Raw genomic sequence first — 13,174 nt, 5'->3', positions numbered from 1 at the left:
TCCAAGCCCGTTTCGCGGGCATTTTTATGTGAGGCATGGATCAATTTTCGCGGGCATATTTACATGAGGCATCACGGCCCGGCACCATCTTGCTGCGCCCCACCGAGGTGAAGGCAGACGACACCCGCGCCGCCGTCGCACGGATCGACCTGACCGTGGTACCCGTTGAGCACGGCCTGTGCCGATACGGCCCTGTCGTCGGCGGCGCGCAATGCCCGTTCGAAAAGAACTGCAGCAGCGGACCCAAAGGACCATGCGAGCACTTCGTCCTCACCGGCGCCGACCTAGCCTACTGGGAGCGCAAACGCGACGCGGCCTACCACTTCGCCGAAGGCGCCCCCACCGACGAGGCCCGCGACTACATCCTGAGCCAATGGCATCCCTGGGAACCGGTGCTTACCGCGCTCCGCGAAGCGCTCGCCGAACTCGGTCTGCTCGAAGAGGCCGAGGAACTCGACCTGCGCACCCCTGTGCATGACTACTTCGACCCGCTGTTCGCCACCGGATGGCCTGTCGCCCAACTGAATCAACCTCCCGCCGCGACATGACAGCAGCTCATGGACGACTTGAAGGAGCCCAACCTATGGGAACAAAGACACGCAGACGCCCCGTCGAGATGATCGAACACCGCGCCACTACGAGCGCCGAATGCGAACAGCGTGTCCAAAAAGCCCTCACCAAACTCACCAAGACCGGGGCTCCATTCACCGTCACCAACGTCTGCGACCTCGCGGGCGTGGGCAAGACATTCATCTACGACAAGCGCCGCTCGCACCTCACCGAGGCTGTTCTGGCAGCACGGGACGCATCCCAGAGCACCGCAATCCAACGCGTCGACCAAGAAATCGAGAAGACATCCGCCTCGTGGCGAGAACGAGCACTGGATGCCGAAGCCCTCGCGAAGTCGCTTCACAGAACAGTCAAACAGCGAGAAGCACGTATCAACGACCTCGCCGGACAACTCTACGACCCCGAGGGAAATCACCTCGCCGAGGAGAACGCCCGACTGCGCCAGCTGGTCTCGACGCTCAACCACAACCTTCAACGCGCCCAAGGCGAAAACGACACTCTCAGACGTTCACTCGACGCAGCCCGCGCCAACGTCAAACGCGAACGAGCCCGCAACGTCACGCAACTGTTCGCAAACGACTCCCGCTCGGACTGAAAGCAACGTAGCGAACGCGTCCGCCACTTCTCGACCAGCAGTAATGCCACTCGAAGACCAATTGTGGGAGCTAAGTCCAACCTGAAAGCCAGGGCCCGCAGCGGCCAGACTTATTGGGTGTTGTTCGGCGTAGCCACGCCGCAAGGGGTGAACCCGGCCGCGTTGAGCCAAGGACAGCAGAGCACCGGAAAGGTGTACTTCGATGTCACGGGTGATGTGCCGGACAGTGTGGTGTACAACGCTGGCGGTCCGGATCTCGTGGTGTGGGTGCAACCGCCGCCGTCGTCTACCCCGCAGAACGCGTCATCAGGCTCGGGAACCCCGTCGGGTGCTGTAACGGGCGGTGCGGCGGGCACTCCTGTTGTTTCCGGGACTCCGGGGGCACCTGTCGTTCCAGGTAGCACGGGAACGCCTGTTGTTCCGGGCAGTCAGGGGACACCTGTGGTCCCGGGTAGCACGGGAACGCCTGTCGTTCCAGGTAGCACGGGCACGCCTGTTGTTCCGGGCAGTCAGGGGACACCTGCGCCCGGAAGTACCAGTACGCCCGTCCCGTCGGCCGCGGCACCCAGTCCCACCAGCAGTTGCTCTCGCGGCGACGCAAGCTGCTCCCCGTCTTCGGATAACTCCGCCGCGACGCCGGGGACAACCGTCGCCCCATCCGCTTGACGAGATTTTTCTTGGGTTTGGCCGTCAATGGATTGCTTGATGTTGAGCAGCGGGGAAGCGAGGTTGTCCGCGCGGCGGCTCGGGAATCGCGCCCGGTGTGTTCGCGTCGCACGGCGTACGTCCTGCGCGTTACCCGGGCGTGAGAATTCGTCCGCCGAGCATGGTGAGGACTAGCTCGATGGCGTTGTCGTTGGCGTCTAGTTCGTCTGGTGGGCCGTTGGCTAAGGCAATGTCCCAGAAGGTGCTTTCCACGTTGGGCGCGTCTGCCGGCTTGGCGCGCATGATGGCGTCCATGCGTGCTTGGTCGTGGATGCTGTAGCGGTCTTCCAGCCAGGCATGCCACTGATCGCGTTCGGCCCGGTAGCGGATTATCCGGTCTTCGCGCAGGCCATCGGTGTGGTGGGCGGCGGCCAGGCTGTCGAGGCTTGTGGGGCCGGTGGCCACGGCGCCGTGGCCTGTCTTGATGAGCAGACCTGCGATTTGGAGGGTGGTGAGGGCCTCGTCACCTGCGCTGTTGGAGACCGCGGCGGCGGCGTAGAGATCCGCCCGGGTGGTGAGCCCGTGGTAGGCGACGAGTTCGTAGATCCGTCTGAGGTGGTGTCCGAGGATGGACCAGGCGTCGTGTACTGGCTCGATGCGCACACGCTCGATAGCGGCTCTGGGTGGCCTGATCTGCGGGGGTGTCGTCAAGGCGTAGGTGTCGGCCTCGACGCCGACGCCGCGTCGGGTGAGGATCAGTGGTGCGCCTGGGCGGTCTCTGATGTCTCGCAGGACCCGCCAGACGGCGTCCTCGCTGAGCAGACCGGTGCCCAGGGAGAGGTTCCTGCCGCCGACTCCGATTACCCAGACACCATTGATTTGTTGCCCGGCGCGGTGCGCATTGATGGCCAGCGCTTGCAGGACGGAGTGCACGGTCCAGCGGTAGCGCTTACCTTTGAATTCGATGTCGGCCCAGTGCAGGGCGGTAGCGAGCCAGGTTCTCAACGAGAGGGGTCCGCAGGGTCCGGTTCCCTTTGGTCCCCCCTGTGAGTTCTTTGTCTTGTGCTGCGGGTGGCGGTGTTTGAGGACGTTGTTGCAGAGCCAGTTCAGGGCCTTGGTGAAGTCGCGGTCGAGTGCGGTGTGGGCGTGGTGGCGGTAGCGGCTGTAGGCCTGGCCGAGTCCGTGATGCCAGGGTCCGCCTGGTGCGCTGAGTGCGGTGATGCTGGCGCGGCTGTGTCCGCGGGCGATTGCGGCGGTGAGTACTGCCATGCGGGCTTCGGAATGGCTGTCCCATTGTCGTTGGCCGGTGGGCATGGTGCCGTATTGGGCGTATTGGAGGAGATCAGGGTGCAAGGGGTTATCACGTATCCAGTGCGTTGCGAGGCGCTGGTCTGCGCCATCGCCGGTGCAGTAGTCGGCTGGGGTGGTAGCGCTTCGCCTGTCTGCTGCGGTGGGGGTGGGGCGGGGTTTGAGGGCGCCCAGTAGCTCGTAGAGCCGGGGCAGCAGCGTTGGTGCTGATCTGGTGGTGAGGACGTCAACCGCGGCGTCGAGGGGGCCGTCGAGCTGGCGGTAGCCGCCTTGCTTTGCCGGCGTTCCCGGGACGCTGAGGCACCCGGATTCGGCGTTGGTGTTAGGAGTCTTGTCCAAGGTGGGCAGCCTGGCCGCCAGCATTTGGACGAGATGGTTCATCTCGTCGAAGCTCGCTGTAGTTGCCACGGCCAGCGGGCACCAGAGGTGTGCGCCGGTAGGGGAGTGGTCGGTGACGATCACCCCGCCGCAGCGGGTGATCCATTCGGCGGCGGTGGCCAGGTCGGCGTCGACCGCGGCCCGGCCGCCACGGGAGTCGTCGAAATCCAGGGCAAGCAGGTGGGTGCGTGCTTTGGGGGTGTAGAGGTAGGTGGCCGCAGGCAGGTCAGGCAGCCGCTTGGTGAGTTTCGCGGCCCGGCTGAACTTGCCGATCTCGGCCTCGTAGACGCGAATCGAGCGCCGTCCGGGGGCACTTAGCAGCGGCGCAAGTGTCTGCCAGACCTTCTCCGGGCTGTCGGAGCGAGGCAAACGACTTGTGGGCGCGCTCATTGCCGAAGCCTCGGCAGAACCTCACCGTGCGAGTTCAGCGAGTTCAGCAAAGCTATAGAGAGCACCGACTGTGGCCGGCGGACGGGGTGCCACAATGCCCGATGCGTCGTTGCCTGCGAGACGCAAGTGAACTTGGTAAACGTTTGGACACGGTTTACACATTTCGTGTCCTGCACTGTTCTGCTGACAGGAAATGCGCTACCGTGAGAGCTGTCGTCCAAAAGACAGTCCCTTCGGGGAATTGGGTGTGGAGAACCCGAAGCCGAGTTGGCCCTTGACTTCAAACTCTCGACGTGGCCCCGCTTAGGCGGGGCCTTCGTCATGTGAGCGGTTCTCCGCACACCAGCTATAGCTATTTAGATGTCACGTATGCCCGGCGCAGATGCAAGACATGGCGTCCCCAAGCGGGGGAGCCGGGCGGTGTGTGTCACATCGGCAGCGGCAAGCCCTCCTTCTGGACCGCGGTATCCCGTACGAGCTCGGGGTAGCCCATGTGGTGACAGATGATGTCGGCCAGATATGTCGATCGTTCGATGCCGAAATGTAGGTGGTCGACGTCGATGAGGTCGGCGACTACGCGGGGGGGCCGCACTTTGACGTGAGGTCCGATCCTGCGGTCGTCCTCGCTGAGTTCTGTTTCTCTGGCGGTTTCGAATAGGAGCCGTTGCGGAAGGCGGCGCATCAGGTCGGGGCGGTCGTAGTGGAACATGATGATGTCGGTCAACACGGTGGCGCGATCGACGCTGTGGTCGGCTGCGATGGTGTCGACGGCCCGCAGGACAATCCCGGGCAGCGTGGCGGTCATGATGGCGCGGTCGCCGAGCGAGGGACGCCCCACGCGACCTCTTCTACCGACTCCAGTCATGGGCCTGATCATGCACGGCGGCCGATTTCTGGAAACGGCTCCGGCACGCCCGACCCTCTGGGGAAACCCGGTATTGCCGGAAAAGCCAGAGGCCTCAAGGTCATCTGGATCTCCTTCCGTACTCGGCGTAGCCCAGTGAAGACAGTCGCGGCGCGTAGGGACAGAATTCCTGCGCATCTTGCGCACTCACCTAGAGATACTACACACTAGGCAGTGAGTAAACGCATCTAATGCAAGGCGACGAGAAAGTGGGAACAACATGGCGGACTCGATTTCCCTCGACATCGATGCCGCAGCCCAGGCCGCGGCCGAATGGGCTGCCTATGGTGATGCGGTGGAGGCTCACGGTCAACGCCACCACATGACCCTCGCGCAGCTTCAGGCCACGGTGGGTGACACCTATGCGCCGTTCGTGGCGGCCAAGCACGCCGAGATGCAGGCACGGGAAGCGGCCTACCAGCGCGTGGCAGAGCACGCGCGCGGTCACGCTCGGCGCCTGAGCAACACCCGAGCGATTTTCACCGACGCCGACGACGAGTCCGCAGCGCGGATCAACAGCGTCGTGGACGCGTAGATTCGCCACCATGGATCTGTGGGTCGATCCGGGCGGCTTGCGTGCCGATGCCGGGGCGCTCGATGCCTCCGGACACCCGAATGCCCCGGCCTCGGTGTGTCAGGCCGCTGCGGGTGACTCTGTATCTGCTCACCTATCCGGGGCGCTGTCGGCGTGGTCTCATTCGCTGCATCTACTGCATGAACATGCTGGACAACAGCGTGCCATTGGTGGGATGGCCATCGCCGGCACCTCCGCCGATCTCGCCGGCGCCGACGACGCGAATGCCGCCGCGATCGGCGGGATCATGGATGGGTCCGCACCCGTAGCTGGTGGCGCACCCGCGGCTCCGTCAGCCGGGAATCTTCCAGCACTCCCGGCCCCCGCCCTGCCCACCATTCCGATCATGGCAACACCGCCGCCGATGTCCGCGGAACAGGTTGCTGCGCAAGTGCATTCGGGTCCCGGCCCCCAGAGTCTGCGCACGTTTGCCACCCATATCCGCAATACTTTTGCCCCAAGCGTTCTGCGTGCCGCCCACGAGGCGCGCCGCACTGGCATGTCGGTCGCTGAGAATTGGGTCGACGGCCAACAGCGGGCGGCCACCAACATCGCCAGGCACGCCGACTGGTTGGAGTCGAGTCTTCACCCGCAGGTCCTTGCGCTGGCCCGCGCCGCTGACGATGTAGCCACGCACACTGAGACCTTGATCCGGAGTACACCTCGTCCCGAGGAGTTCACCGATCTGCGTCAGCGCCTTGAAGTCGCTTTGGCCAATTACAACGCCAGCGGGGGGGCCAACGCAGCTCAGGTGAAGTCGCTGTCAACAGAGTTGACCAGGAAGCGTGCCGCCGCAATGAGCGCCATGCAGGGTTTCTCCGCCGCGGCACCACCGACCATCAGCGGGGCCGCTAAGCCCCCGGAGCCTGCCCCGCCCATCGTGCCGAACCCCGACGAACCTGCTCAGACCCTCAACCCGCACGGTCACCCCGAATCAGGTGGCGATTACGACGGCACCGCCGAGGGACGCGGGCACCATGGTGGACGCGATGACTACACCGCTGACGGCCTCGGATCCCCAGATCGTCCCCCGGCCGGCGCTGCGGCGGCTCCGGGCAACCCCACTCAGGCGGCTCCGCTGGCCGGTGCCGACCCGAATTCGGCGAACATCGCCCAAGTGGCGGGGATGATCATGGGAGCGGGTACGGGTGCGGTCGGTCAGGTCACCCACGGCCTTGGTGGTGCGTCGCCGCTCTCGGCGCTGTCGAGCCTGTCTTCGCTGCCCGGTATCGGCGGCGGGATGCCTCATATGGGCACCCCGCAGATGCCGATGCCTGATACCGGCGGCGGCTCTGGTTCACCGTCCGATGGCACAGGCAGCGACTTTGGCAGCGGTGGTACCAGCCCCGCCGCAGGGGCTGGCGACGGCGGGGGAGGCGGTGGCGCTGCGATGTCGAGTTCTAGCCCCGCCGTCGGACCGTCCGTGGGCTCCGGTCTCACTGTCGGTTCGCCCGCCACTGGTGGGCCCACCGGGGGCGGGCCGAGCGGTGGCGGGCTGGGCATGATGCCGCCGATGATCGGCGGCATGGGCGGCAAACAGGATGAGGGCCGCAAATCCGAGGAGCGGCGCCGCGTCGTCGAGCGACCCATGCCCAACACCGAACCCGTTTTCGGTGAGGTGCGTCGTGAGACGCGCCGACGCCGCGCCCCAGACAAGAAGACGTAATCAATATCAAGGGGAAGTCGTTGCACGCATACGCAGTTAAGGGAGAGAAGACGATGGCCACGCGAGCTGAGAAGTCCTCAGAGATGATCGACAAACTGCTAGACGCAGTCTACCGGTGGGAAAACAAGGTGGCCGCGTTCACCGCGACCGGCGACCCCGACGATGACATCGTCTTGACCCATGACGGGCGAGGCCGACTCATCGGCTGCGATATCCGCACGGGCCTGCAAGAAGAACTCACCGTCGGTGAGCTCGAAGACGCCATGAACGACGCCATCGCCAAAAACGCCGAACGGACATACGCGGGAATCCAAGCGATGGCCGCCGAATTCCGTGCGGAATTCGCCCAGATCCCCGAAGAGTTCGCCCAGCATCCAGTCGCCGCAGAATTCGCAGCGGCACTGCGCGGCGTGGGTTGATCGTCGGACCAATACGCGTCAGCGCAGGCAGTTACCATTTTCCAGAGCAACAGAAAGGGGCTAAGTGAGATGGCCGCAATCCATACAGACGTCCCCGAACTGGGGTCGACCACCGGAGGGTGGTTTTCTGCTGCCCCCACGCAGCCCACAGTGCACCCGATCTGCACCCCCGGCACTGATCCGCTGTCGGTGACGTTGAGTGCGGCAGTCGCCGACTGGCCCGCGGCTCACGAAGCCCTAACCGCCACAAGAGCCACGGACGTCAACGGAGTAGCCACTGCCAACGGTGGCACTGCGGCAATCATGACCAGCAGCGACGAAACCAACGCCGCACAAATCAGCGGAATCGAGGTCTAAAGACCATGACCGACCAGTACACCTACCCACCTCCCGTGGCGACCTACCCAGGCCGTGGCGCCATGCCTCCCGCGCCGCCGACCCCACCGATGCCGCAGTTCTACCCCGCGCCCGCACCGCGCAAGCGCAAGGGCGCCAACATCGCGGCGGTCATCGGAGGTGCCGTGGTAGCCATGCTCACCGCAGGCCTTATCGGTGGTCTGATCGGCAACCACATGGCTGGCACCGCCGCGGCCGCCCCGCCACCCGCCGCCACACCGCCCAGACCCACGGCCGAGCAGGTCAAGGCCTCCACTATTGACCTCTGCACCCGCTTCGCCGCCGGTTACCGAGCTATGCCCTCACCGCAGACCAGCGGGTTCGATGTACTTCCAACAGCAAACTTCATTGCCGACGCGCTCCGCGATAATCCCGCTGCCGACGGTTCCATTCGCGACGCAGTCACCCGCAGCCTGGCCCTCCTGCGCGAGCACGCCGCATCTGCAAGCGGCGAGGCGACACGAGGAGCGATCCGGCCTCCGACCGGCTGGACTGCGGCGGCGGCCAACACCGCGGATCAGAAGGTATGGGATCTGTGCAGGGCATACGGAAGCTGAGCTCGTGGTTTCTGTAGCAGGGGGAGCAAGCGAAGGAGCATCTGCGGCGGCACAGGCAGGTACTCATATCGCGCACCAGCTGTACACCAGCGGTCTTGGCGCCACGGCGGAAGCCGGAGCGGTAGCGAAAGAGGCAGTCACAGAGCTCGGGAGCGGCGAATTCGGACAAGCGTTGAAACGGGCCTGGCGACCCGCCGAACAACTGCGCGAATCGTTCGAGAACATCCAACAGTTCCACCAAGACCTAGCCCAAACTCTGGGCGACGCCGTCGAAATCTCCTATAACCATTACCGCCCACGCTTCGCCGCGGCGCTAGCAGGTACAGCCGGGGACGCCCTGCTGGCCGCCCACGATGCGACCGTTAAGAACTGGAGCGACCACCAGGACAAGCACACCGCAGCGGCTACCGCCGCCGCAAAAGTCTTGGGCCACATCAAGGGACTACAGGGACGGATCGACAACCTCGCAGAAGCCGGGGAAGAAGAATTCAACAAAGCGGTCCGTAACCGCGATCCCCTTGCCGCAATGGATGTTTGGACGCGCTACAACGGACTCGCTGAAACCTCCATGTCAGAAGCCGCCGGTAATGCAACAAGCGCTATCCGAGCCGCGGACTTTACTATCCCGCTAGACGTACCAATCCCCAAGGACGGGAAACAAACGGAGCCCGGCAAAGGCGACAAGAACCCCGCTGACGGCGACCACCCAGCTGATGCAAACGCCACGCCGGATGGGTCGCAAACTGCGACCAAGCCCGCTACCCAGCAGACGGCGACGCCTCCTAGTGCAACGCCTGATGCAACGCAGGGTGACGTTAAGCCACCAGCGACACCGCAAGGTGACGGGATGCAGACGCCGGTCACACAGGGCAGGCCCACAATGCTCGGCCAGTTGCCGCAGGCGATGAGCGGTGCTGCCGGTGGTGGCCAGGGTGGCGGGAGCGGTGTCGGCGGTTCGAGTATGTCGGGACTGGGTTCGGCTTTCAAGCCAGCGTCCAGCATGGGGTCCTCGATGCCGACTTCCCCCGCGTCGTCGATGCCGTCGGCACCTTCTATGCCGGCTTCATCGTCTGCGGCCTCCCCGATGTCGAATGCGGGCTCGAGCTTTCAGTCGGGGTTGGCGTCGGGCATGAGTGCTACCGGTGGTGGGAATGCTCTGTCGAACTTGGCTTCTCCGGTGTCGGTGACGCAGCAGGGGCTGCCCACTCAGCAGGTCGGGGGTGCTCCAGCGTTCGGGAGTGGCTCGGCGGGCGTCCCGCTGTCAGCGCCCGGGGGCGATACTGGTCTTGGGAGTTCGGGGGCGTCGAGCGGCGGTGGGGCGGCTCCTGGCGGTGGTGGTACGCAGATGATGCCGCCGGCCGCCGTGGGTGGTGCGGCGCCGATGGCTCCCTACAGTGCGCCGGGGGCGGGCGCTGGCGGCGCTCCTGCTGGTGGCGGTTCGGGGACGGCTCCTGCCGCGTCGTCTGGGCAGTCCGCGACTGCGGGGGCGGCGGCGCCGGGGCCTGTGGTGGCTGGCGGGAGCGGGGCGACGGTGTCGGCGCCTGGGGTTGCGGCGATGACCAATGTGGTGAACCCTGACCTGCTGTTGGCCCAGCGTGTGTTGGGTGGGTTGGTTCGTGGATGTGAGGATTGGCCGGCGCCGATCGCGTGGGCTGTCGGGGTGGTCAAGACTGCGGTGGGCTCACAGGTTGTGATTGCCAGCAGCCTCGGCGGCGGCGGTTATGTGCCCTCGACCGTCTTTGTGCCTGCTACTGCGCGGTTGGCTGTCGCGGATCCGGCCTTGCCGTTTGGGTTGGCCCAAAAGTGGATGGGGTGCCAGAAGCCGTCGAAGATTCTGGTTGATCACTTCGAGCAACTGAGCAGAAGGGTTGCAGGAGCAGAGCTTTCGGCGATGGTTACCACTGAGTTGTGGCCGCAGGAGCCGGCTGGTGTGACTGACTTCTTGGGCGTGCAGCATCGGCAGGCTCTGGGCCTGGTGAGAGTTGCGCCGACGCTCGACGGTGCTCATCAGCATCGCTTGACCGCCCTCGATCCTGTTTTGGCGCAACGCGTTTCATCAATCGGCATTGGTAGTGATGTTTCTGCTTACGCTGCCGCCCAGTTGACGGCGGCCGTCATTCAGGCTGCGGGTCAACCGGATGACACTGGGAAGCCTTTGGCGACTGTCCGTGAAGGCAATATTTTGGCCTCGGTGCAGCGCGGAACCGCCAACGACATGTCGTGGAAGTTGTACGACGACTTGCTTCGTGACGCGTATGGCGATGATCATGAGTCGCCGGATTCGCACGCTCCACTCGATCATGATGGCTCCGAAGTTACTCAGGCGCTGACGTTGTGGTATCAGCATTTCTTCTGCCTCGGTCGGGTTATCGAGCTCGTCCGCTTGTGGAAAGGCGGTGCCGTTCCGCCGTTGGCAGAAATCGCCTACTGCGGTGTGCAAGCTGGCTTCGGATCAGTTGTAGCCGCCACAATCAGTGCCATTGAAAATGAGATACGCGGCCGCCGCAGCGGGACACCCTCGTGAGCGACGCCTGGGGTGCTCCCAATCCGGGCGAGTTGACGGTCCAAATGTTCACACTTTTAGACGTGATCACGAACTGCCCTCCGGCGGAGTGGGAACCGGGCGTGGGTGGGTCTGCGCGCACGGCGCTGGACGCCTGGTGCGGCGCAGCAATGCAGGGCTTGACGTAGTCGACAGCGGCGTGGGCTGTGAGTTGCCGTCGTGCATCATTGTTGTTCACGATTGCTTATATGTGTGTAGACTGCGTGATATTGATTTGTTTGCGTCCGGAAGGGGCAGCGGTGGAAGACCTTGCTGAGGATGAAGCGGCGGTCCGGGATGTTCGCGTGGTCGCCTCGGCGGTATCGGCGAAGCGCACTGTGGCTGTGGAGGTAGGTGATAACGGGTGCGTCGTGGGAGTGCGCCTGCTTTCGGATGCGGTCCGGCGCTGGGATTCCTACACCTTGGGTGACCGGGTAGTGGCCGTGGCCGATGTGGCACATGACCGGTACTTGTCCAATCAGCCCAATGTTGATGGCCACTATCCGGATCCCAAAGACGTAGCGGCCGCCGAACTCAAGCTGAATTTCTAGAAAGGACGCCACCACAATGTCTACTGACGACTGGGATCCGATCGGCACCGTGATCGGATCGGTGTTGGGCGGCGCCATCGGCGGACCCATCTTGGGTCCGCTGGCCCCGGTGATCGGCGGCATCATCGGCGGCAGCACGCCCGGGCACGGCGACGCGCCCCAGGCGCCCCCGCCTCATCCGCCGGCGTCCCAGCGGGAAGAAACTCCGCTGCTCCCGCTGCCGCCCGCTGCGCCGGGGCCACTGCCGCCACCGCCCCAGGGACCGTTCCCCGGATCGGGGGAAGCCGCAAACCATCTCAACGCCGATGCCAGCACGTTCGGCGATGTGATCACGCGGCTGCATGAATTGGACCAGAGCGCGGCGGCGACGATCGAGGCGATTCACGCCGCGGGAACAGCAGGTCAGCAGCAGCTTGACAACATCGCTAGGGACGTCAACGACAAGATTACCGAGCTCGGGCCGAGGCTGGACACGCCAGCAGGTCAGCAGGAGCTTCGTGATTTCTTGAGGGAAAAGTTGACTGCCGCCAAGAAGGTGCTCGATCAGCAGATCGCCGATGCGGAGGCCAAAGCTCGGCATACACGCGAGTTGACCAAGAAGTACGGCGGGATCGGTGGCGATGACAGCGGAAAGGTTGGTGCTGAGCCCGCCGGCAACAGCGGTCACGGCGGCAACCCTGGCGGCGGCAGTCCTGAGGACCAGGGCACCGCGCCTGCCGCGGCGGCCGCACCTGCGGCGGGTACGTCTGCGCTTGGTCAGGGCATGATGCCGGGGGCGGGCATGATGCCCGCCGGTATGGGGATGCCGCAGATACCGTCGATGCCGTCATTCGGCGGGGGAATGCCGGGCATGGGTGCGGGCGATCCGCTTAGCGCATTGAGCGGCTTGGGCGGTGGCCGAGGCGGCGAGCGTGACGCAGGGTTCCATGACGATCAGGACTCCGGTAACCAGCCTAAGCCCGATGCGTCGGGCTCTAAGTTCCGCGACGAGTCGGGTTCGGGCGGTGACCAGCACAAGTCCGGCGCCGAGGGTACGCAGACCACTCCTGCTGCGGATCACACCCCCACCGATCCGGCCGCTTCCGCGCCGCCCGCGACCACGCACGTCGCGTTGCCTGACGGTGGATCCGCCGAAGCACGTACGGTGCAGGGCGCTATCGCCGTTAAAGCCGCCCTGGGCGGTGCGCCGGTAGCCGATGCTTGGCACCAGGCTGGTGTGAACGTGCCCCCGCCGGGGACCCCGGTCGTCAATCCGATTCCACCCACCAAGCTGCAGGCCGGCGATGTGGGGGTGTGGCAGGACCATCTGGTGATGGCTTTGGGCAATGGCAAGGTGTTGGTCTCTGGGCAGGTTCAGCCGTTGACGAGCGTGGGGTCGAGCCCAGATTTCCTGGGCTGGATGGATCCCAGTGCTCAGGCCACCAAGCCGGCTCAGCCCGCTGCGGCGGTGCCTCCGGTCCCGCCGCGCGGGCCCTCGTCGTCTTAAGTCGTCAGCGAGGACCAGGTGTGAGATCGGTGTTGGGCAGGTGGGCGATGACCTGTAATGGTCGCGTTGGCCGTCAGAATCTGTTGTGGCTCATCGCGTTTCGTCTTTATGGCTGGTGGCGTGTTCCCGGTGAATGAGTCCAACCAGTTTTAGAGTCCTGTGGCCCGATGTCGGGCTGGAAGGGACGATGAAA

General features: G+C 64.8%; 12 protein-coding genes and 1 pseudogene. 11 read left to right on the top strand and 2 right to left on the bottom strand.

Going from position 1 to position 13,174, the window contains the following annotated elements:
* Window positions 1-35 precede the first annotated feature (35 nt).
* The 3 genes and pseudogenes from AWC08_RS24955 to AWC08_RS24945 form a co-directional block, all read left to right on the top strand.
* Window positions 36-548, top strand: coding sequence for a hypothetical protein (locus AWC08_RS24955; RefSeq protein ID WP_244906536.1), 513 nt, complete (start codon window positions 36-38; stop codon window positions 546-548).
* Between the two features lie 68 nt (window positions 549-616).
* Entirely contained in the window at window positions 617-1,165 is a 549-nt protein-coding gene (locus AWC08_RS24950) for a hypothetical protein (RefSeq protein WP_244906535.1), read from the top strand.
* A 51-nt stretch (window positions 1,166-1,216) separates the two neighbouring features.
* Window positions 1,217-1,831, top strand: a pseudogene (locus AWC08_RS24945) (DUF1942 domain-containing protein); the annotation flags it as partial.
* A 129-nt stretch (window positions 1,832-1,960) separates the two neighbouring features.
* On the opposite strand, the gene AWC08_RS24940 reads toward AWC08_RS24945, so the two are convergent.
* Window positions 1,961-3,886, bottom strand: a complete 1,926-nt coding sequence (locus AWC08_RS24940; protein WP_036395612.1) for a hypothetical protein — start codon at window positions 3,884-3,886, stop codon at window positions 1,961-1,963.
* A gap of 427 nt (window positions 3,887-4,313) precedes the next feature.
* Window positions 4,314-4,724: a hypothetical protein gene (locus AWC08_RS24935; RefSeq protein WP_244906533.1), complete on the bottom strand. Its 411-nt coding sequence runs from the start codon at window positions 4,722-4,724 to the stop codon at window positions 4,314-4,316.
* Between the two features lie 286 nt (window positions 4,725-5,010).
* On the opposite strand from AWC08_RS24935, the gene AWC08_RS24930 reads away from it, so the two are divergent.
* The 8 genes from AWC08_RS24930 to AWC08_RS24895 all read left to right on the top strand — a co-directional run bounded on the left by AWC08_RS24930 (window position 5,011) and on the right by AWC08_RS24895 (window position 12,981).
* The gene (locus AWC08_RS24930) at window positions 5,011-5,325 is read left to right on the top strand and encodes a hypothetical protein (RefSeq protein ID WP_036395610.1); all 315 of its coding nucleotides are present in this window, start codon (window positions 5,011-5,013) and stop codon (window positions 5,323-5,325) included.
* Between the two features lie 10 nt (window positions 5,326-5,335).
* Complete coding sequence (locus AWC08_RS24925; protein ID WP_036395608.1) at window positions 5,336-7,030, top strand: hypothetical protein; 1,695 nt, start codon at window positions 5,336-5,338, stop codon at window positions 7,028-7,030.
* Window positions 7,031-7,083: 53 nt separating this feature from the next.
* Entirely contained in the window at window positions 7,084-7,449 is a 366-nt protein-coding gene (locus AWC08_RS24920; protein ID WP_036395606.1) for a hypothetical protein, read from the top strand.
* A gap of 69 nt (window positions 7,450-7,518) precedes the next feature.
* Window positions 7,519-7,806, top strand: coding sequence for a hypothetical protein (locus tag AWC08_RS24915; protein ID WP_142283795.1), 288 nt, complete (start codon window positions 7,519-7,521; stop codon window positions 7,804-7,806).
* A gap of 5 nt (window positions 7,807-7,811) precedes the next feature.
* Window positions 7,812-8,402: a hypothetical protein gene (locus AWC08_RS24910; RefSeq protein ID WP_036395602.1), complete on the top strand. Its 591-nt coding sequence runs from the start codon at window positions 7,812-7,814 to the stop codon at window positions 8,400-8,402.
* Window positions 8,403-9,957: 1,555 nt separating this feature from the next.
* A complete protein-coding gene (locus tag AWC08_RS24905) occupies window positions 9,958-10,926 on the top strand; it encodes a hypothetical protein (protein WP_036395600.1) in 969 nt (322 codons plus the stop codon).
* 278 nt (window positions 10,927-11,204) lie between these two features.
* Window positions 11,205-11,495 carry a hypothetical protein gene (locus tag AWC08_RS24900; RefSeq protein ID WP_051493666.1) on the top strand — a complete coding sequence of 97 codons (291 nt, stop codon included), beginning with the start codon at window positions 11,205-11,207 and terminating at the stop codon, window positions 11,493-11,495.
* A 16-nt stretch (window positions 11,496-11,511) separates the two neighbouring features.
* Complete coding sequence (locus tag AWC08_RS24895; protein ID WP_051493665.1) at window positions 11,512-12,981, top strand: DUF4226 domain-containing protein; 1,470 nt, start codon at window positions 11,512-11,514, stop codon at window positions 12,979-12,981.
* Window positions 12,982-13,174 lie beyond the last annotated feature (193 nt).

It is taken from the genome of Mycobacterium gordonae (assembly GCF_002101675.1).
Classification (GTDB): domain Bacteria; phylum Actinomycetota; class Actinomycetes; order Mycobacteriales; family Mycobacteriaceae; genus Mycobacterium; species Mycobacterium gordonae.
Note: the sequence above shows the minus strand (reverse complement) of the source record. Positions and strands in the feature narration are given on the sequence as shown.

Bases quoted from the DNA above. Each gene is read 5' to 3' on its own strand.
- AWC08_RS24910 (WP_036395602.1), top strand. From the start codon at position 7,812: ATGACCGACCAGTACACCTACCCACCTCCCGTGGCGACCTACCCAGGC.
- AWC08_RS24895 (WP_051493665.1), top strand. From the start codon at position 11,512: ATGTCTACTGACGACTGGGATCCGATCGGCACCGTGATCGGATCGGTG.
- AWC08_RS24905 (WP_036395600.1), top strand. From the start codon at position 9,958: ATGACCAATGTGGTGAACCCTGACCTGCTGTTGGCCCAGCGTGTGTTG.
- AWC08_RS24955 (WP_244906536.1), top strand. From the start codon at position 36: ATGGATCAATTTTCGCGGGCATATTTACATGAGGCATCACGGCCCGGC.
- AWC08_RS24940 (WP_036395612.1), bottom strand. From the start codon at position 3,886: ATGAGCGCGCCCACAAGTCGTTTGCCTCGCTCCGACAGCCCGGAGAAG.
- AWC08_RS24950 (WP_244906535.1), top strand. From the start codon at position 617: ATGATCGAACACCGCGCCACTACGAGCGCCGAATGCGAACAGCGTGTC.
- AWC08_RS24925 (WP_036395608.1), top strand. From the start codon at position 5,336: ATGGATCTGTGGGTCGATCCGGGCGGCTTGCGTGCCGATGCCGGGGCG.
- AWC08_RS24915 (WP_142283795.1), top strand. From the start codon at position 7,519: ATGGCCGCAATCCATACAGACGTCCCCGAACTGGGGTCGACCACCGGA.
- AWC08_RS24920 (WP_036395606.1), top strand. From the start codon at position 7,084: ATGGCCACGCGAGCTGAGAAGTCCTCAGAGATGATCGACAAACTGCTA.
- AWC08_RS24930 (WP_036395610.1), top strand. From the start codon at position 5,011: ATGGCGGACTCGATTTCCCTCGACATCGATGCCGCAGCCCAGGCCGCG.